16 protein-coding genes and 7 tRNA genes are annotated in these 17348 nt (G+C 70.8%); 12 read left to right on the top strand and 11 right to left on the bottom strand.

Annotated features, from left to right (window positions below):
- Nucleotides 1-131 precede the first annotated feature (131 nt).
- Entirely contained in the window at nt 132-1817 is a 1686-nt protein-coding gene (locus ACIBBF_RS12700; protein WP_397413580.1) for a beta-1,3-glucanase family protein, read from the bottom strand.
- Between the two features lie 194 nt (nt 1818-2011).
- On the opposite strand from ACIBBF_RS12700, the gene ACIBBF_RS12695 reads away from it, so the two are divergent.
- Entirely contained in the window at nt 2012-3559 is a 1548-nt protein-coding gene (locus ACIBBF_RS12695; RefSeq protein WP_397413578.1) for an alkaline phosphatase D family protein, read from the top strand.
- A 37-nt stretch (nt 3560-3596) separates the two neighbouring features.
- Here ACIBBF_RS12695 and ACIBBF_RS12690 read toward each other — a convergent pair whose 3' ends face one another.
- Nucleotides 3597-4301 (bottom strand): class I SAM-dependent methyltransferase, encoded by a 705-nt coding sequence (locus ACIBBF_RS12690; RefSeq protein ID WP_397413577.1) that lies wholly within the window; start codon nt 4299-4301, stop codon nt 3597-3599.
- A 440-nt stretch (nt 4302-4741) separates the two neighbouring features.
- Here ACIBBF_RS12690 and ACIBBF_RS12685 point away from each other — a divergent pair, with 440 nt between their 5' ends.
- Complete coding sequence (locus ACIBBF_RS12685; protein WP_397413953.1) at nt 4742-6313, top strand: DUF222 domain-containing protein; 1572 nt, start codon at nt 4742-4744, stop codon at nt 6311-6313.
- A gap of 62 nt (nt 6314-6375) precedes the next feature.
- On the opposite strand, the gene ACIBBF_RS12680 is transcribed toward ACIBBF_RS12685, so the two are convergent.
- The 6 genes from ACIBBF_RS12680 to ACIBBF_RS12655 form a co-directional block, all read right to left on the bottom strand.
- Nucleotides 6376-6447: transfer RNA gene (locus ACIBBF_RS12680), tRNA-Val, on the bottom strand.
- 82 nt (nt 6448-6529) lie between these two features.
- On the bottom strand, nt 6530-7378 hold the full coding sequence (locus tag ACIBBF_RS12675) for an aminotransferase class IV (protein WP_397413576.1): 849 nt from the start codon (nt 7376-7378) through the stop codon (nt 6530-6532).
- Nucleotides 7379-7391: 13 nt separating this feature from the next.
- On the bottom strand, nt 7392-7982 hold the full coding sequence (locus ACIBBF_RS12670) for a dihydrofolate reductase family protein (RefSeq protein WP_397413574.1): 591 nt from the start codon (nt 7980-7982) through the stop codon (nt 7392-7394).
- Between the two features lie 46 nt (nt 7983-8028).
- Nucleotides 8029-8415: a VOC family protein gene (locus ACIBBF_RS12665; RefSeq protein WP_397413573.1), complete on the bottom strand. Its 387-nt coding sequence runs from the start codon at nt 8413-8415 to the stop codon at nt 8029-8031.
- Complete coding sequence (locus tag ACIBBF_RS12660) at nt 8412-9260, bottom strand: helix-turn-helix domain-containing protein (RefSeq protein WP_397413571.1); 849 nt, start codon at nt 9258-9260, stop codon at nt 8412-8414. Before ACIBBF_RS12660 ends, ACIBBF_RS12665 begins: the two co-directional genes overlap by 4 nt.
- Before the next feature lie 51 nt (nt 9261-9311).
- Nucleotides 9312-10376 (bottom strand): chorismate-binding protein, encoded by a 1065-nt coding sequence (locus tag ACIBBF_RS12655; RefSeq protein WP_397413951.1) that lies wholly within the window; start codon nt 10374-10376, stop codon nt 9312-9314.
- Nucleotides 10377-10568: 192 nt separating this feature from the next.
- On the opposite strand from ACIBBF_RS12655, the gene ACIBBF_RS12650 reads away from it, so the two are divergent.
- The 3 genes from ACIBBF_RS12650 to ACIBBF_RS12640 all read left to right on the top strand — a co-directional run bounded on the left by ACIBBF_RS12650 (nt 10569) and on the right by ACIBBF_RS12640 (nt 10843).
- Nucleotides 10569-10640 (top strand) — tRNA-Gly (locus ACIBBF_RS12650).
- 45 nt (nt 10641-10685) lie between these two features.
- A tRNA-Cys gene (locus tag ACIBBF_RS12645) sits at nt 10686-10756 on the top strand.
- Nucleotides 10757-10768: 12 nt separating this feature from the next.
- Nucleotides 10769-10843: transfer RNA gene (locus ACIBBF_RS12640), tRNA-Val, on the top strand.
- Between the two features lie 201 nt (nt 10844-11044).
- Here the strand turns inward: ACIBBF_RS12640 and ACIBBF_RS12635 are convergent.
- Nucleotides 11045-11443, bottom strand: coding sequence for a PPOX class F420-dependent oxidoreductase (locus ACIBBF_RS12635; protein ID WP_397413570.1), 399 nt, complete (start codon nt 11441-11443; stop codon nt 11045-11047).
- Nucleotides 11444-11492: 49 nt separating this feature from the next.
- On the opposite strand from ACIBBF_RS12635, the gene ACIBBF_RS12630 reads away from it, so the two are divergent.
- The 5 genes from ACIBBF_RS12630 (at nt 11493) to ACIBBF_RS12610 (ending at nt 14163) form a co-directional block, all read left to right on the top strand.
- A complete protein-coding gene (locus ACIBBF_RS12630) occupies nt 11493-12386 on the top strand; it encodes a S1 family peptidase (protein WP_397413569.1) in 894 nt (297 codons plus the stop codon).
- 165 nt (nt 12387-12551) lie between these two features.
- Nucleotides 12552-12623: transfer RNA gene (locus tag ACIBBF_RS12625), tRNA-Gly, on the top strand.
- A 26-nt stretch (nt 12624-12649) separates the two neighbouring features.
- Nucleotides 12650-12720, top strand: a tRNA-Cys gene (locus tag ACIBBF_RS12620).
- A 1-nt stretch (nt 12721) separates the two neighbouring features.
- Nucleotides 12722-12796, top strand: a tRNA-Val gene (locus ACIBBF_RS12615).
- Nucleotides 12797-12963: 167 nt separating this feature from the next.
- A complete protein-coding gene (locus ACIBBF_RS12610; protein ID WP_397413568.1) occupies nt 12964-14163 on the top strand; it encodes a tyrosine-type recombinase/integrase in 1200 nt (399 codons plus the stop codon).
- Nucleotides 14164-14240: 77 nt separating this feature from the next.
- On the opposite strand, the gene ACIBBF_RS12605 is transcribed toward ACIBBF_RS12610, so the two are convergent.
- Together ACIBBF_RS12605 and ACIBBF_RS12600 are read right to left on the bottom strand one after the other, a co-directional pair.
- A complete protein-coding gene (locus tag ACIBBF_RS12605; RefSeq protein WP_397413567.1) occupies nt 14241-14549 on the bottom strand; it encodes a hypothetical protein in 309 nt (102 codons plus the stop codon).
- 54 nt (nt 14550-14603) lie between these two features.
- Nucleotides 14604-14852, bottom strand: a complete 249-nt coding sequence (locus tag ACIBBF_RS12600; protein WP_397413566.1) for a DNA-binding protein — start codon at nt 14850-14852, stop codon at nt 14604-14606.
- 704 nt (nt 14853-15556) lie between these two features.
- On the opposite strand from ACIBBF_RS12600, the gene ACIBBF_RS12595 reads away from it, so the two are divergent.
- Together ACIBBF_RS12595 and ACIBBF_RS12590 are read left to right on the top strand one after the other, a co-directional pair.
- Entirely contained in the window at nt 15557-16756 is a 1200-nt protein-coding gene (locus ACIBBF_RS12595; RefSeq protein WP_397413565.1) for a helix-turn-helix domain-containing protein, read from the top strand.
- Nucleotides 16753-17292, top strand: coding sequence for a flavoprotein (locus ACIBBF_RS12590; RefSeq protein WP_397413564.1), 540 nt, complete (start codon nt 16753-16755; stop codon nt 17290-17292). The genes ACIBBF_RS12595 and ACIBBF_RS12590 overlap by 4 nt, the downstream gene beginning before the upstream one ends.
- The last annotated feature ends 56 nt before the right edge of the window (nt 17293-17348 follow it).

The following is a 17348-nucleotide window of genomic DNA, read 5'->3' as shown; positions in this document are numbered from 1 at the left end:
GGGGGGGGGGTGTGTGGGTGGGGGGGTGGGGTGGTGGGGGGGGGTGGGGGGGGGGGGGGGGGGGCCGCGGGGGGGGGGCGGGGGGGCCCCCCCCCCGCCCCCCCCCCCCCCCGACGTCGGCGCGAGAGGTGTCAGAAGGTCCAGCGCTGCGCCTCCGCACCCGAGCAGGTGCGGATCTCCAGGCGCTGGCCGTCGTGCTGCGGGGTGCCGCCGACGGTGGTCAGGCACTTGCCCGACTGCGGGTTGACGAGCGCGCGGGTGGCGGACTGGTAGGTCCAGCTCTGCGCCCCCGTGCCGTTGCACGTCCAGAGCTGCACGACGGTGCCGTCGGCCGTGCCGCCGCCCGACACGTCCGCGCACCGGCCGAGTGCGCCGAGCGTGGAGCCCGACCGGGTCCAGGTCTGGGCGGCGTTGCCGCTGCAGTTCACGATCTGCAGCGGGTTGCCGTCGAACGAGTCGGCCCAGGGCACGTCCACGCACATGCCGTTGGCGGCGCGCACCGGCCCCGTGCCCGACGGCAGCGGCGAGGTGCCGCCGTCGCCCCCGCCGCCGTCCGATCCGTCGATCGGGCTGGCCGCGCCGGAGAACGGGTCGAGCTGGATGTAGGCCGCGGTCGGGTTGCCGTCGTGGACCAGCGACTCCTGCGCCAGCACGTCGTCGAACGCGAACCCGTAGGCCTTGCCGTTGGCCATCTGCTGGTGGATGAACTTGGAGTAGTAGTCGGTGACCGACGCCTCGTAGAAACCCGACGTGCTGGTGCCCGGCTGCGTGGTGCGGGTCAGCAGCGTGGAGCGGTGGAAGCCCGCGCACAGGGTGCGGGCGATGGCACCGATGTCGTTGTTGGGGGCCGCCAGGTCGTTGTAGCAGCCGAAGATCGAGTCGCTCGACGGCTTGCGGAACTCGGTCACGTACGCGCCCGAGGCGTTGGTGAAGCGCATGACGCCGTTCACCACCCGGCCGGTGAACACCGTGGCGGGGTCGTAGGAGTAGGGCGCCACGGTGAGGTTCTCGTTCGTGTACTTGGCCCACACCTGGTCCACGTACGACGACAGGACGTTGGGGTCGAGCTGCCCCGTGCCGATGGCGTGGCTGGGTGCCAGGACCCGCAGGAGCGACCCGTCCGGTGCGCGCTGCTCGAGGTTGTTCCAGCCTGGCGTGGCCTCCAGCGCGTTGACCACGTTCTGGTAGCCGTCGGGCTTGAGCATGCCGGTGCTGAGCACCGTGCCGTCGGCCTTGCGCAGGCCGGTCTGGTAGGGCGCGGAGAGGAAGTCGACCTGGGTGCTGTTGATCCACAGGCCGCCGTCGTTGAGCGTGAACTCGGTCCAGGAGAACAGCTTGTTCCGGTTGGGGTCGCTCGGGTTCTGCACGGCGGGCTGCACCAGGCGGCCGTCGTTTACCACCTTGAAGGACAGCTTGCTGCCGTAGGAGAAGTACACGCGCCCCGACATCTTGGGCAGCTGGATCGTCTTCGACTGGCCGTTCGCCGGTCCGGCGATCGAGGCGTCGGGGGCGTCCACCGGCGTGCCGCCCACGGTGGGCCAGGCGTGGAACGTGCCGGACGCGTCGGCCCAGCCCAGCCGGCCGGTGCCCGGGTCGCCCAGCACGTAGACGAAGACCTGGTCACCGCGCCCGGAGTCGTTGGTGATGGTCAGCGGGATCGTGGCCGGCACGGCCGAGGCGGCCTGCGGCTGGGCGACGACGAGGGCGCTCGCGGTGACGGCGAGCACGCCGAGTGCCGCGACGGTGTTCAGCAGTGCGCGGAGCCTGGGCCTTCCGGTGCGGGGTCGTGCCTGGGATCTTGCCTCGGTACGTGACATGGAGATCTCCTCGCGTTCCGTCGAGTACGTCGTCGTACTTACTGGGATGTCAGCAGAACGGATATTAGTGAGGAATCCTGACAAGGTCACCGATCTGCCGTCGAATTCACCCGGTGCTCTGGTTGCGCGTCCTGTTCACCGCGGTGTCGGGGCACGGTCACCCGGCCGTCTCCTGGCGCCACTAGAACGGCAGCATGAACCCGGGACCTGAGCTGAACCGTCGCACCCTCCTCGGCGCCACCGGCCTGGCGGCCGCCGGGCTCCTGCTGCCGTCCGCGCCGGCATTCGCCCGGTCAGGACGTCCGGTGCTCACGCACGGCGTGCAGCTCGGCGACCCGCGCGCCGACGGTGCCGTCGTGTGGACGCGCGCCGACCGGCCCGCACGGATGTTCGTCGAGATCTCCCACGACCCGGACTTCCGGCGCGTGGTCCGCGTGCGCGGACCGCTGCTGACGCCCGAGACGGACGGCACCGGCGAGGTACGCCTGACCGGCCTGCCCGGCGGGCAGGAGGTGCACTACCGCGTCGTGGCGCAGGACCTGGACGGCCGGGCCGACAGCCAGGCGCTGACCGGCCGGTTCCGCACCGTGCCCCGGGACCGCAGCGACGTGCGGTTCGTCTGGTCGGGCGACGTCGTCGGGCAGGGCTGGGGCATGAACCCGGACATCGGCGGCATGACCATCTACGACGCGATGGCCGCCCGCACCCCCGACTTCTTCCTGCACAGCGGCGACACCGTCTACGCCGACGGCCCCCTCCAGGAGACCGTGACGCTGCCCGACGGCCGCGTCTGGCGCAACGTCGTCACACCGGAGAAGTCGAAGGTCGCCGAGACGCTGGCCGAGTACCGCGGCCAGTTCGCCTACAACCTGCTCGACGAGAACGTCCGCCGCTTCGCCGCGCAGGTGCCCCAGCTCGTGCAGTGGGACGACCACGAGGTCACGAACAACTGGTACCCGGGCGAGGTGCTCCAGGACGACCGCTACACGGAACGGCGCGTCGACGTGCTGGCCGCGCGCGGGTTCCGCGCCTTCCACGAGTGGCAGCCGGTGCGCCGGCAGGACGCCGTCGACGGCCGCGTCTACCGCAAGGTGTCCCACGGCCCCCTGCTCGACGTCTTCGTGCTCGACATGCGCAGCTACCGCGACCCGAACTCCACCGGGACAACGCCGGAGCGCATCCTCGGCGCCCGCCAGGCCCGCTGGCTCGTCGAGGAGCTCGACCGCTCCCGCGCCACGTGGAAGGTCATCGCCTCGGACATGCCCATCGGCATCGTGGTGCCCGACGGCGACCGGATCGAGGCCGTCGCCAACGGGCTGCCCGGCGTGCCGAACGGGCGAGAGGCGGAGCTCGCGTGGGTGCTGCAGGAGATCAAGCGGCGGCGCGTGCGCAACACCGTCTGGCTCACCGCCGACGTGCACTACTCCGCCGCGATCCACTACTCACCCCAGCGGGCCGCGTTCGAGGGGTTCGACCCGTTCTGGGAGTTCGTGTCGGGGCCGCTGCACGCCGGCGCGTTCGGGCCGAACACACTGGATCCCACGTTCGGTCCCCGGCAGGAGTTCGTCAGCGCGCCGCCGCGCGCCAACACCTCACCGCTGGAGGGCTTCCAGCACTTCGGCGAGGTGAACATCGAGGGGGACACCGGCCGGCTCCGCGTCGACCTGCGCGACCAGGCGGGGCGCTCGCTGTGGACGACGACGCTGGACCCGGAGCGGGGGAGCGGGCGGGGCGAGGGCTGACGGAGGGGGGCCGGCCCGTTCCCCGGCGCGGGGTACCTCAGCAGGCCTCGAGGACGAAGAAGATGAAGGACACGAAGGCGGTCCGCTCCCCGCTCGCGATGCGCGGCGTGAGGAGCTCAGCCGGTGTGTCCGGGGACGGCGGCGGCTCGGCGACGGTCACGATGCGGAACCCGGCGGCGGAGAACTCGTCGGTCATCGAGTGCAGCGGGCGGTGCCAGTACGTCAGGGTCCCGGGCTGACCCGCGAACTCGTACTCCTCGGAGAACTCCCGGACGGCGAAGTAGTCCTCCTCCGGCGCGAAGAAGGGCCGCACGAGCGGGTGGTTGACCGAGAGGATGAGGCGTCCGCCGGGCTTGAGCACCCGGTGCAGCTCCGTCAGCGGCCCGTGCCAGTCCTCGAAGTAGTGCAGCACCAGGGACGAGACCACGTCGTCGAACGTGTCGTCCGCGTAGGGGAGGGGCTGCGTGAGGTCCGCGACGGTCAGCGGCACGTCGTCGCCGAGCCGGCGGCGGGCGAGCTCGATCATCGCGGGGCTGCCGTCGAGGCCGGACATCTCGGCGCCGCGGTCGCGCAGCGCGGCCGACAGCGGCCCGGACCCGCAGCCGGCGTCGAGGATCTGGCGGCCGCGCACGTCGCCCGCCAGGCGGACCATGGCCGGCCGTTCGTACCAGGCGTTGAGCAGGCTGCCGGAGTTCTCGGCGTCGTAGCTCGCGGCGAACTCGTCGTAGTGGTCGGCCTTCATCGGAACCCTTCGCTCGACGGTCTGTGGGTGGGGCTGACGCTAGCGGGCCGGGTTGTCGCGAAGGCTTCGTGACGGGTCTCTCTTCGAAGAAAGCCAGGTTCCTCCCGGTGGTGTTCACGGTGGTGGGGGTGGAGTTCGGGTCTGACCTGGTCGGTGGAGTGGGCCGTGAGGGGCCGGCGGCTGTCGGGTTCCGGGGTGCGTCGACCGGCTTCCGCTGTTGGCAGAGCGGGTCGGCTCAACGAGAAGTGCGTACAGGTGTGCGATAGGTTGGTGGCATGACGCGATCGGGTGGGGTGCTGGGATTGGCGGGCGGGCAGCCTGTCGGGTCGGTGCTGCCCGGTGGTGTGCTGCCCGGTGGTGCGGGGATGTCCGGAGGGCGGGTGGCTGGCGGTGTCGGTGCTGTGGCTGATGTGCGGGCTGTGCGGGAGGCGCTGGCGGGGATGATTCTGCCGGGTGCTACTGACATGTCCGGGTCGGGCCTGGTCTCGCGGGAGGTCCAGGGCGAGTGGGTGGATCTACTGGGTGAGTTGGAGGCGGTGAAGGCGGCGGTGACTGCGACGCAGGCCCGCCTGGTGGTCGCCCTGGACGAGGCCACCAGGGCTGAGGAGGCCGCGCAGGGTGTTCGGGCCGAGCGTCGGGGTCGTGGTGTGTCGTGCCAGGTGGGTGCCGCGCTACGGGTGTCCCCGCACGCCGGGGCCGGGTTCGTGTCCACCTCGCGGGTGTGGGTGATGCAGATGCCGCACACGTTCGCGGCGTTGCAGACGGGGATCCTCTCGCAGTGGCGGGCCACGTTGTTGGTGCGGGAGACGTCGCACCTGTCGGTGGAGCACCGTGCTCTGATCGACGAGCAGGTCTGCGGTCCCGCGCACCTGGAGGACCTGGCGCGGATGGGGACGCGGCGGTTGGTGGCCCGGATCAAGGAACTCGCCGCGAGCCTGGATGTGCACGCGTGCGTGAACCGCAACGCGAGGGCCGTCTCGGAGCGGCGGGTCTCGATCCGTCCGGCCCCGGACCTGATGGTCTATCTGACGGCGTTGGTTCCGATGGGGCAGGGAGTACAGGCCTACGCGCAGCTCAAGGCAACTGCTGAGTCCGTGAAGGCCACCGGGGACGAGCGGTCGGGTGGGCAGATCATGGCCGACACTCTGATCGAGCGTGTCACTGGTCGTGAGCCCGGTCAGGCCGCGGACGTACCGGTGACGATCAACCTGCTGGTCTCCGATGAGACCCTGCTGGCTGGTGGTACTCAGCCTGGTGTGGTGGTCGAGGGTGTCCCGGTGGGTGGGGGTGTGGTCCCTGCGCCGGTGGCTAGGAACCTCGCAGCCCACGCGATCGACACCGACACCGCGTGGTTGCGGAGCATCTACGTCGACCCGTCCGGTCGTCTGCTGGCTGCGACGTCCACCTCCCGGTTCCACCCACCAGGCCTGGCGGGCTTGTTACGCGCCCGAGGGCAGGGCATCTGTGCCACGGCGTGGTGTGACGCACCGATCCGCCACCTGGACCACATCACCCCCCACATTGAGGGTGGTGAGACGAGCCTGGACAACGGGCAAGGCCTGTGCGCCCGGTGCAATCATGCCAAGCAGGCACCCGGCTGGATACAGAAACCCACCCAGCACGACGGACGCCACGCGGTAGAGACCAGGACCCCGACCGGGCACACGCACGTCTCGGTGGCACCCATGCCACCGCGACCCCTGCGCGCCGACCACCTGAGCTCGAACGGTGCTGGGGCAGTCACGGACGTACCGGTCCACAGTGCACCGGCCAACGCCCCCTCCACGGCGGGTGGCGGTGGCGCGCGCCTGGGTTGGACCCCCGCGGTCGGCATGACCGGCCCCGCACCCGGCCGCACCCCACGCAGCCGCTACACGATCGGCTGCCACACCCACCGCGACCGGGGAGCGATTGCTTACCGACCAAGCCCACCACGCCCGACACACGGGCCACCTGGTCGAGCCCGCGCCCGAACACGGAGACCCGACCTCACCTGGACCCACCCCACCTGAGAGGCATGCAAAAAGCCCTCCGGCTCAGCGTTTCCGCTGAGCCGGAGGGCCCTTCGACACGGTGGGCGATACTGGGTTCGAACCAGTGACCTCTTCGGTGTGAACGAAGCGCGCTACCACTGCGCCAATCGCCCGTGCTGCTCACCCCTTGGGGCGTGCGTGGACGATATTAGCCTGCTTCGAGCGCGGATGCGAAATCCAAATCGCCAGGTCGCCTCAGGGGTCGATCCGCTCCCGCATGTTCCGCTCGAACAGGTCGCGCGCAGCCGCCGACAGCTCGCCGATCTCCAGGTCCACGCCGTCCAGCCACACCGTCGGTTGCACGTTGCGCACCGATCCGGTCAGCAGCATCCGGGCCTCCCCGGCGGCCACCCGGTCCAGCACGGAGAACGGCAGCTCGCCGTCCTTCGCCTCGCGGACCGGCAGGCCTGCCTCGGCGCCCCACTCCAGCAGCAGCTCCCGCGTGATGCCCGCGAGGCAGCCCACCGACAGCGGGGGAGTGACCAGCTCGCCGTCGATCTCGACGAACACGTTGGACCCCGTGCCCTCGCACAGGTCGCCCTGGGTGTTGGCGAGCACCGACTCGTCGGCGCCCTTCTTGATCGCGTCCGCGAGCGCCACGACGTTCTCGGCGTACGACGTGGTCTTCAGGCCCGCGACCGCGCTGTTCTCGTTGCGGGTCCAGGGGGCCCGCGCGGCGCGCCCCGTCGGCACGACGACGGCGGGCGTCGCCGCCACGACGACCGTCTGCGGCCCGTCCGTGCGCCCCGAGCCGAGCGGCCCGATGCCGTCGGTCACGGTGATGCGCAGGCGTCCGGCGTCGGGGGATGCCGACAGGACCGCGTCGACGCCGTCGCGCACCTTGCCCAGGTCGAGCGTCGCCATGCCCATGCCTGCCGCCGAACGTTCCAGGCGCGCGAGGTGCCTGGTCAGGGCGAACGCCTGCCCGTCGAGCACCGCGCAGGTCTCGAACACGCCGTCGCCGACTGTGATGCCGTGGTCGACCGCGCTGAGCGCGGCCTCACCGGGCGCGACCATGCGCCCCTCTGCCCAGATGACCGTCATGTCGCCCAGTGTGTCACCGGCGCAGGGTGACGTGCGTGACCTCGGGCGTGTGCCGCACGCTCGTGGACGAGAACTCGATGGGCGGCACGCCGTCGAACACGCGGGTGCCGGAACCGAGCGTGAACGGCACCACGTGCAGGCGCAGCTCGTCCACGTGCCCGGCGGCGAGGTACTCGTTCAGGGTGGTGGCACCGCCCGTGATGGAGATGTCACGGTCGCCCGCGGCCTCCCGTGCCTGGGCGAGCGCGCTCTCGATGCCGTCGGTGACGAAGTGGAAGGTGGTGCCGCCCTCCATCGGGATCGGCTCGCGCGCGTGGTGGGTCAGGACGAAGACGGGCCCGTGGTACGGCGGGTTCTCGCCCCACCAGCCCTTCCAGTCCGGGTCCCAGTCGCCGCGGCCCGGGGTGAACATGTTGCGCCCCATGATGTACGCGCCGGCGCCCACGATGGCGTCCACCTCGGCCTGGTGCGCGTCGCCGTGCTCGAACATCCAGGTGTGCAGGCGTTCGCCTGCCAGCGGGCCGAACGGGTGCTCCAGGCTCTGGTCGTGCCCGGCGGAGTAGCCGTCGAGCGAGACTGCCATGTCTGCTTTCACGATTCCCATGCCCGGTCTGACGGCGGCGGCTGCCGGAACTCATCGGTGCGCGGGATCAGCCCTCGCCGCGGTAGCTCCCGAAGCTCCACAGGTTGCCCTCGGGGTCGCGGACCACGCAGGACCGCCCGCCGTAGTCCTGGTCGGCAGGCTCGCTGAGGCTGGTCCCGCCGGCGGCGAGGGCGGCCGCGTGGGCGCCGTCGACGTCGTCCGTGACGGCGTAGGCCGAGCCCGTCCCGGTCTGGTCCGGCCACCGGGGGCGTGGCCGGTGCGTGCCGAGCATGACGCCGCCGCCCTGCGGCCAGCCCAGCTCGGCGTGGTGGACCACGGTGGGGTCGGCGTCGTCCCGGTAGACGGCGATCTCGGTGAAGCCGACGGCCTTGAGCCAGGTCAGAGCCGCGTCGGCGTCGCGGTAGGTCAGGGTCACCCACAGTCCGGTGCTCATCGTTCTCCTCCTCGGTCAGGTGTCTCCCACGATGCCCCGGCCGGGTCGGCGACGTCTTGAACGAACGGGAGCTCCTCGCGCAGCCACGTGGACGGCGTGCAGCCGCCCAGGGCCACCCACTCGCGGGTCATGTGGGCGTGGTCGGCGTACCCGGCGGCCGCGGCGACGTCGGCCAGCGTGACGCGGCCCGAGCGGGCCGCGACCACGAGGGCGCGGCGGGAGCGCGCGAGGCGGGCGACGCGGCGCAGGTCCCGGGGCGTGAGCCCGCACTCGGTGCGGACGAGGTCCTGCAGGTGCCGGCGGCTCCAGCCCTGCTCGGCCGCGACCCGGTGGACCTGGCTGCCGCCGGCGATGCGGGCCAGCGCCCGTCCGACGTCGGCCCGTGGGCCGGGTTCGCCGGCCCGGGCCAGCCGTTCGACCAGAGCCCGGACGACCGTCGCGCCGTCCGGGGAGTCGGCGAGCATCTCGGGCAGGTGCGCGAGGTGCGGCGCGACCTCGGCCAGGCTCGTCAGCTCGCCCGCGAGCTCGCCCGCGGGCACGCCGAGCAGCGCGCGGGCGCCGCGCAGCGTGAGCGAGAGGCTGATACCGCGCTGGTGCCCGTCGTGGTGGATCGCGGCGGGCCGCGTGTGCAGGCCGGACACGCACGACCAGGCCCGGCGCCGGGTGTCGTCGCGTCCTGCCCACGAGACGTCGATCGGTTCGCCGAGTGGCAGCTCGAACGTCAGCCCGGTGCCGGGCATGCCCCGGTGCACGCCCGGCACCCCCATGTCGAGGTCGTACGGCACGACGGCGCTGACGTAGGGGGCGAGGACCTCCGGAACCCCGGAGCCCGGGACAGGTGCCACGCCTCCACGGTAGCCCCGGCCTCCGGCACGCGAGGCGGGTGGCGCTCCGGCTCAACCGCCCGACGCCAGCCCGACCAGCCGTTCCGCCTTGAGCTCGGTCTCGTGCCACTCGGCGGTGGGGTCGGAGCCCCACGTGATCCCGGCGCCCGTGCCGAACCGCAGCACGCCGTCGGCCCACCAGAAGGTGCGGATGCCGACCGCGAGGGACGCCTCGCCGTCGTGCACCCAGCCCACCGCACCGCAGTACGGGCCGCGCGGGACGGGCTCCAGCTCCTCGATGATCCGCAGCGCGCTCGACTTGGGCGCGCCCGAGACCGAACCCGGCGGGAACGTCCCGGCCAGCAGCCGGCGCCACAGGTCGCCGGAGCGGGCGACGTCGTCGCGCAGGGTGCCGCGCACGCGGGAGACCAGGTGCACCAGGCCGGGGTGCTCCTCAACCGCGAGCAGCGCGGTGACCGCGACCGTGCCGGGCCGGCAGACGGTCTGCAGGTCGTTGCGCACCAGGTCGGTGATCATGACGTTCTCGGCACGGTCCTTCTCGGTGAGGCCGTCCGGGGTGCGGGCCGTGCCCTTGATGGGCCCCGACTCCACGACGGTCCCGTCGCGGTCGTGCCGCACGGAGAGGTAGAGCTCGGGGGAGGCGCTGACCACCCATACGGGGTCCAGCCCGGTCGAGGCGGGCACGTGCACGGCCGCGGCGTGCGGGGCGGGGTTCCCGGCGGCCAGGCGCGCGGCGAGCGCACGGGCGTCGGGCTCGGTGGCGCTCGCGGGCAACGGCGCGGACAGGACCCGGCAGATGTTGGCCTGGTAGACGTCGCCCTCGCGCACGTGCTCGCGCACCCGGGCGACGGCGGCCTCGTAGCCGGCCTGGTCCATCGACGAGGTCCAGGCGTCGGGCGCGGGGCCGCGCCACGTGTCGTCCGGGGCGTCCGGCGGCGGGACGACGGCGTCCCGCACCCGCGCGAAACGCCACGCCCGCGCCGGGCCCTCGAAGTCCGCGACCACGAACCACGTGCCCGTGGCGAGCCGTTCCGGTTCGGCCCGGACGTCGACGCACTCGACGGCGCCGGTCGCCACACGACCGTCGAAGGTGGCCCAGCCGGTGTCCCCGGTCACGTCGTCCCGGGTCGCGGCGGCGTCGGGACGGTGGGTGACCGGTGGAATGGTGCGCTTTGCGGGCGGATGGGCCGAACGGGGGAACACGGGTCAACCGTACGGCGGCGCGCGCGATTGGACGGTTCGCCCTCCGGTCGATTAATGTTCAGATCACGCCGGAACGCCGGGGGAAACCCCAGGACGTCCGGCTTCGCGGATGTAGCTCAGTGGTAGAGCATCACCTTGCCAAGGTGAGGGTCGCGGGTTCAAGTCCCGTCATCCGCTCGGAACACCGCTCTCGTGGGCTTTCGGCCCTCAGAACCCGAGCACGGTGGGTTGGCCGAGAGGCGAGGCAGCGGCCTGCAAAGCCGTACACACGGGTTCGAATCCCGTACCCACCTCGCAGGCACGACGGGCGATTGGCGCAGCGGTAGCGCGCTTCCCTGACACGGAAGAGGTCACTGGTTCGATCCCAGTATCGCCCACCATCCAAGAAGGCCCCGACCGGGCGGTCGGGGCCTTTCTCGTTGCCCGGCCTCGGCCGTGGCACTCCCGGTGCGGTGCGTGCTGCTGTCGCCGTCGTCCGGGGAGCGGGTTAAATTTGGCGGGAGAGTGAAGCGCAATATCTTGGTGAATCGGCGCCGTGGGCCACGAGAAATGGCTCGGCAGCCTTTCTCGTCGGCGTGTGACTACTGCGTCGTGTAGTGCTCGATGCTCATCACCAGGATGACGCGGTCGGCGCTGTCCGCCGGTGCCTGCTGGTCGGGGTTGCCGTACCGCTTGCCGAGATGCACGTAGAACTCGCCGGTGGGGTCGGGGATCACCTCGGTGAGCCTGCCCCGGACCTCGAGATAGTTGAACGGGTTCTCCTTGTTGAGGATCGCCAGGCTCATCGACGAGTTGTGCTGCAGATTGCGGTACTTGGCGCGGTACGTGGTGTGCGTGAAGCGCAGCGTCTCGCCGTCGAAGTCGAACCACATCGGGTTGACCTGGACCGTGTCGTCCGGCCGGATGGTGCCGAGGAACGCGTAGTTCGGTGCCTCGAGCAGCGGGATCAGGTGGGCGGGGATGATGTCGGTCGCACTCATGCCCCCGAACATAACCCCTTGTGGTCGGCGCGAACCTCAAGAGGTCACCATGAAGTCAGCTTCTTCCAGCCCGGTGCGTCCCGTTCCTGCGGGGCGACGTCGTCCGATCGTCCTGGCCGCCCTGCTCGGGCTCGTCGTCACACCCCTCCTGGCCCTGCCCGGTCACGCGAGACCCTCCGACGATCCGACGGAGGACGAGCTCGCCGAGCTGCACGCCGCCATCGAGGAGTCCGACGTCGAGGGCATCGCCTGGTACACGGACGAGGCCGCCGGCGAGGTGGTCGTGACCGCCGACGAGACGGTCACCGGCGGCGAGCGCAACGACGTGCGCCGGGCGGCGGGGGACAAGATCGGCGCGCTGAACCTCGAGCGGGCGGACGGCGTCTTCACGCCGCTGCGCGCGATCTACCCCGGTGACGCCGTGCACGGCAACCAGGTCCGTTGCAGCCTGGGCTTCAACGTGCGCAGCGGTGCGCGGTACTACTTCGTGACGGCGGGCCACTGCGGCCCCAAGGGGAAGGTCTGGCACGACAGATCGTCCACGGGTCCGCGGATCGGCGCCGCCGTACGGTCCTGGTACCCGAACAACGACTACGCGCTCATCCGGTACGACCGGGCGTGGACGAAGCGGCCGGGCGGCTTCAGTCTGGGTACGCCGAAGCTGGGCCTCGGGGTCACGCGGGACGGTTCCACGAGCGGGGCGCACTCCGGGCGCATCACCGCGCTCGACGTGACCGTGCGCTACGTGGGCGGGCAGACGGTGCACGACCTGATCCAGACCGACATCTGCGGCGAGCACGGCGACTCCGGCGGCCCGCTCTACAAGGGCAGCAAGGCGTTCGGCATCACCTCCGGGGGAACCGGCGAGTGCCCGGGGCGGGGCATCACCTTCTTCCAGCCCATCGCCGAGGTGCTCAGCACCTACAAGCTCCACCTGTACTGACACGGCCTGCTCCTGACCTGCACGGGCGGTGTCGCGGCCACGGCCGGCGGCACCGCTCGGCACCCTGCCGCGGTCAGGGCTTTCGATTGGACCGGCACGCCGTTTGTGAACTACTCTTCCGGAGCGTCACCACGCCGGCCCGAAGGGGTCGAGGATGGTGGCACTGCGGATGTAGCTCAGTGGTAGAGCATCACCTTGCCAAGGTGAGGGTCGCGGGTTCAAGTCCCGTCATCCGCTCGGAACCCGCTTTGGTGGGGGAGCACGGTGGGTTGGCCGAGAGGCGAGGCAGCGGCCTGCAAAGCCGTACACACGGGTTCGAATCCCGTACCCACCTCGGGCGATTGGCGCAGCGGTAGCGCGCTTCCCTGACACGGAAGAGGTCACTGGTTCGATCCCAGTATCGCCCACCAGCAAGGCAAGACCCTCTGACCAGCGGAAACGCAGGTCAGAGGGTCTTTTGCATGTCTGGTGCTGGTGGACTGGTGTGGACCGCAAGAGCCCGTTCGGGACTCCTGCGGTCCCACAGCGGTCCCACAGGCCGGTGTTCGCAGAACACCTGACTGTGGGAGGTAGTGCCATGACAGAGAAGCGCGGCTTCGGGATGGTCGAGCGTCGCAAGAACGCTCGCACGGGCAAGACGACGGGGTTCCGCGCCCGGTACGTCGGACCGGACACGGCGAAGCACTCGCTGACCTTCAGCGCGAAGGTCGACGCCGAGGCGTGGCTGTCTCGGGAAGAGGGCCTGATCGCTCGCGGTGAGTGGACGCCGCCGGCATGGCGAACCGCCGCTGTGTCGATCACGGTGGATGAGTACGTGGAGCAGAACCTCGCCTTGCGGCGCCTGTCGCCGCGGAGCCGGGAGGAGTACGACCGGTACCGGGAGCGGTTCATCACGCACAAGCCGATCGGGCGAGCGGGGCTGCGGTCGGTGACCTCCATGGACGTCACGGCGTGGCTGACCGACGTGCGAGCCTCCACGGGCCCGACGATGGCGGCCCGCGTGTACGGGTTCCTGTCCTCGATCTTCAATGCCGCTGTGCGGGACGGCCTGCTGGACCGCAGCCCGTGCACAGTGCGCGGCGCGTCGAACGCGCCACGGGCATCGGCGAAGGCTGTGGCGTCCCCGGCGGAGGTCGCTGCCCTGCTGGAGCACCTGCCTCAGCGGTACCGGACGATGGTGCTGGTCGCGGCCTGGAGCGGGCTGCGGTCCGGGGAGCTGCGCAACTTGCGGCGCCGGGACGTGGATCTCGTAGCTGGCACGGTGAGTGTGCACAGCCAGGTCCAGAACCTTCGCGGGCGGGGCAAGGTGGTGCGCGACGTGAAGGCGGCCGCTGCGCGCCGGGTGGTGGCCCTGCCGGCTGGCGTGGCGGCTGCCCTGGAGGAACAGCTCGACGACGGCGCACAGCCCGGCCCAGATGGGCTCGTGTTCCCTTCGACGGTGGGGACGCCGATCTCGCAGTCGACGTTCTGGGAGGCGTGGAACAAGGCGCGCAAGGCGATCGGGCGGCCGGATCTGCGGTTGCACGATCTGCGTACGACGGCGGCCACGCTCGCGGCCGGTACCGGTGCGACCATCGCCGAGCTCATGGCCCGGTTGGGGCACACGACGCCGAACGCGGCGATGCGGTACCAGACGGCGGTGCAGGGAGCCGATGCGCGCATCGCCGGCGCGCTGGACGGGCTCGTGGTGCTGCCCGCCTCGCCGAACGGCACCGGCTCCGGTCCAGCCGAGGGCGCGGGCGCGGTCCCACGCAAGTCGCGCGGACGTGCTGCATGAGCTGCGGCAACGCCTGGCAGCTCCGGGCGGCGGTCCCACAGCGGACTGCCGCCCGGTCCTGGCTGGGCCGCAAATTGTCAGTAGAGCGCGACTTCCCAACTCTCAAGTTCTGGCTCGCCCGGCGGCAGGCTCCCAGTGCAGTACCGGTAGAGGAAGACTGCTGCGCGCCGTTCGGCGTACTTCTCGTTCACGGGCTCGCCTGCGTCGTCGAGTTCCAGGACGTTGGCGAAGATCGCGAACAGGGTCTCCATCTGGCTCGGCGAATCGCGCAGGTCGTCCCAGTAGTCGATCCCATCGAGGAGCGGATGCCCGACCGACCCGCGAGCAACCCAACCAGCGAAACGCCGCAACGCGCCTGATGCCCCGGGGGCCAGCTTCGTGCTCACAGCGGCGACTCTAGACGCTCCGGCGATCATGGCGCCGCGCTCCACGAGACACGCTTAGTTCCGCTCGGCGGCGCGGCCCCGGGCGTTGGGGACCGGCACGGCAAAGGACTCATGCATCTCGTCGAGGTCGACGCGGATCAGGCGCCCGATCCGATAACCGGTCACGGTGCCGTCCGCGATCCGCCGCCGGATCGTCTTGACGGACACGCAGAAGACCTCCGCCGCCACCGAGAGCGGCACAAGACGGCGGCCACCGGCCAGGCGGCCAGCGGCTTGGGTGCTGCGCCGAATCGACGTCCTCATCACAACTCTCCTGGTTGGCGCCGGAGCGTTTGTGCAGGTCGTATGGTCCGGCCAAATTGGCCGAACCATAATTTTCCTGTTTGTCCTTTCGGCCGTCCTCGCCTGCGGAAGGGTTGGTCATCTACGAGGACGCGTCGGTCGCGGTGGTGCCAATTCGCCACCATGTATGTCCGGGTCGTACCGCCTGCGCGGGTGCTTGTCGGATCCATGTCCGCCACTCTGCACCGGGCATGTACTACGCGACGTACCACTTGATGTCCCCGAACCGGCCGATTCCGATTCCTGTTGCGTGGGGGACATGGGGTTGAGCAGGGAGAACGCACGTCCCCCAACTCACGCGATTTCCGTTGCCCGGGAAGGGCACATCCCATGCCGCTCCGTCCATCGCGGTCGCCAACCTGACAGGACGGCGGCGCGCCGGCGTCCGCGGCTCGGCCGAGGCTGCACGGGCATGCGTTCATGTGTCGATGGTGACGATCGAGCGCACGCTCTGCGCACACCACGTCTCCGCACACCTACTGATGTGCGGCGCGTACGTGCAGGTCAGGTCGCGCACACCACCTCTGGACCGAACCCGGTGCTGATTCCCGTTCCGGCCGGGCCGCACACCGGGGTGTGCGGCCCGGCCGGGACGGGAGCCCTCGCAAGGCCCAGGCGACTCTCGTCCATGGTCGTCGGTGGGCGATGGCCGATAGCGTGTGCGCGTGGCACACGGCGACGTGGAACCGATCGGTGCTCGGGTCAGGTACTGGCGCCGGCGCCGCATGCTCTCGCGCCCGCAGTTGGCCTCCCTGGTCGACCGGTCGGTGAGCTGGTTGGAGAAGGTGGAGGCCGGCGAGCGGTCCCTGCACAATCTTGACGTCATCGAGCGTCTTGCCACGGCGTTGAGCGTCGAGACAGCTCTCTTGGTCGATGGTGGCGCGACCCGTGCGGCGCAAGTACGGGTCGATGCGGCCGAGATCACGGGCATTCACGACGCGCTTGCCTGGTACCCGGTGACCGACCCGGATCACGGTCGAAGCCTCGATGAGGTCGTGCCGGTGCTGGACCGTCTTGGAGCCGCGTGGCTGGAGTCGGAGTTCGTAACGGTGGGGCGGTACCTACCGGGCCTGCTCGTGGCGGTTCAGCAGATACCCACTGACGGCACTGATTCGGTGGCTGTCGCTCGTGTTCAGGTGAAGGTGTATCGGTTGGCGTGTTCGATGCTCCTCAAGTACCGCCACCATGAGTTGGCGTGGCTGGCGGCGGACCGTGCGATGGCTGTCGGGGACCGGTCGGGTGACGACATTGCCCTGGCCCGTGCGACTCGGTCGGCGGCGCGCGCGTTGTCGCACAACGGGCAGAGCCCGCGCTCGATCAGAACGGCTGTCGCGATGGCTGATCGTCTCGCCCCGCTGACCTCGGTCGAGGAAGAGGCGCTGCCGCTGCGCGGCATGCTCCTGCTCGCGGCGCAGATCACCGCGGCGAATCTCGGCGATGCCGAGACGGCCCGTGAGCTGCACCAGGCCGCTGCGGCCCTGGCGCGTGGGGTGAGCGAGTCGCGGCGGCACGAGACTCAGTTCGGGCCGACGAACGTGGCCTTCCACCGGGTGGCGGCCTTGGTCCGGCTGCGGGAGCCGGCCGACGCTCTGGCCGTCGGGCGCACGGTGTCGCCGCACGCGATAGCCACCATGCCCATCGAGCGGCGCGCGACGTACTTCCTGGACCTCGCCGAAGCCCTGCTGGCCATCGGCCGTCCATCGGCCGCACTGAGCCGTCTGTTGGACGCGGACGCCAGTGCGCCTCAAGAGGTACGGGGGCGTCCTGTGTCTGCAGATCTGGTGCGCCGGTTGCTCTCGACGCGTGAGTGCGGACGTGACGAGCGGCTGCGCAGCCTGGTCGACAAGGCAGGGATCGCGGCATGACGGGGCTGCTCTACACGGTGGTGACCGCCGCTGGTCCGACGTCGCGCGTGGCAACGGCTTTGCTGCCCACGGCGATGGATCGTGGTTGGGACGTGCACTGCCTGGCGACCAGGCGAGCGGTCGAGGTGTACCCCGAAGCGATAGCGGCGATCGAGGAGGTGCTCGGCCGTCCGGTGCGGACCGACTTCCACACCACGGTCGGGTACTCGTTGCCTGACCCTGATGCCGTGATCGTCGCTCCGGCGACGTACAACACGATCAACAAGTGGGCGGCGGGCATCGCGGACACGTACGTGCTCACGCGCCTGGCCGAGCAGACCGGCCGGGCCATCCCCATCGCCGTCGCGCCCTACGTCAACACCAACTTCGCCGCCAACCCCGTCTACCGACGCAGCCTCGATGCTCTCCAGGAGGTCGGCATCGACGTGGTCAACGGGCCGCTCGAACCCCATGCCCCGGGAGGCGGAAGCGCGCCGTTGGATGCCTTCCCCTGGGAGGCGCTGCTCGATTCCGTCGCGGCGAACCGGGCGGCGTGATCAGCATCTTCCCGTCACACCACACGTGGTGTGTGGTGCTGTTGGCGCCGGTTGGT

Origin of the sequence: Promicromonospora sp. NPDC050880 (genome assembly GCF_044456525.1) — a bacterium.
Taxonomy (GTDB): domain Bacteria; phylum Actinomycetota; class Actinomycetes; order Actinomycetales; family Cellulomonadaceae; genus Promicromonospora.
This window is presented reverse-complemented; position numbering and strand designations above follow the sequence as displayed.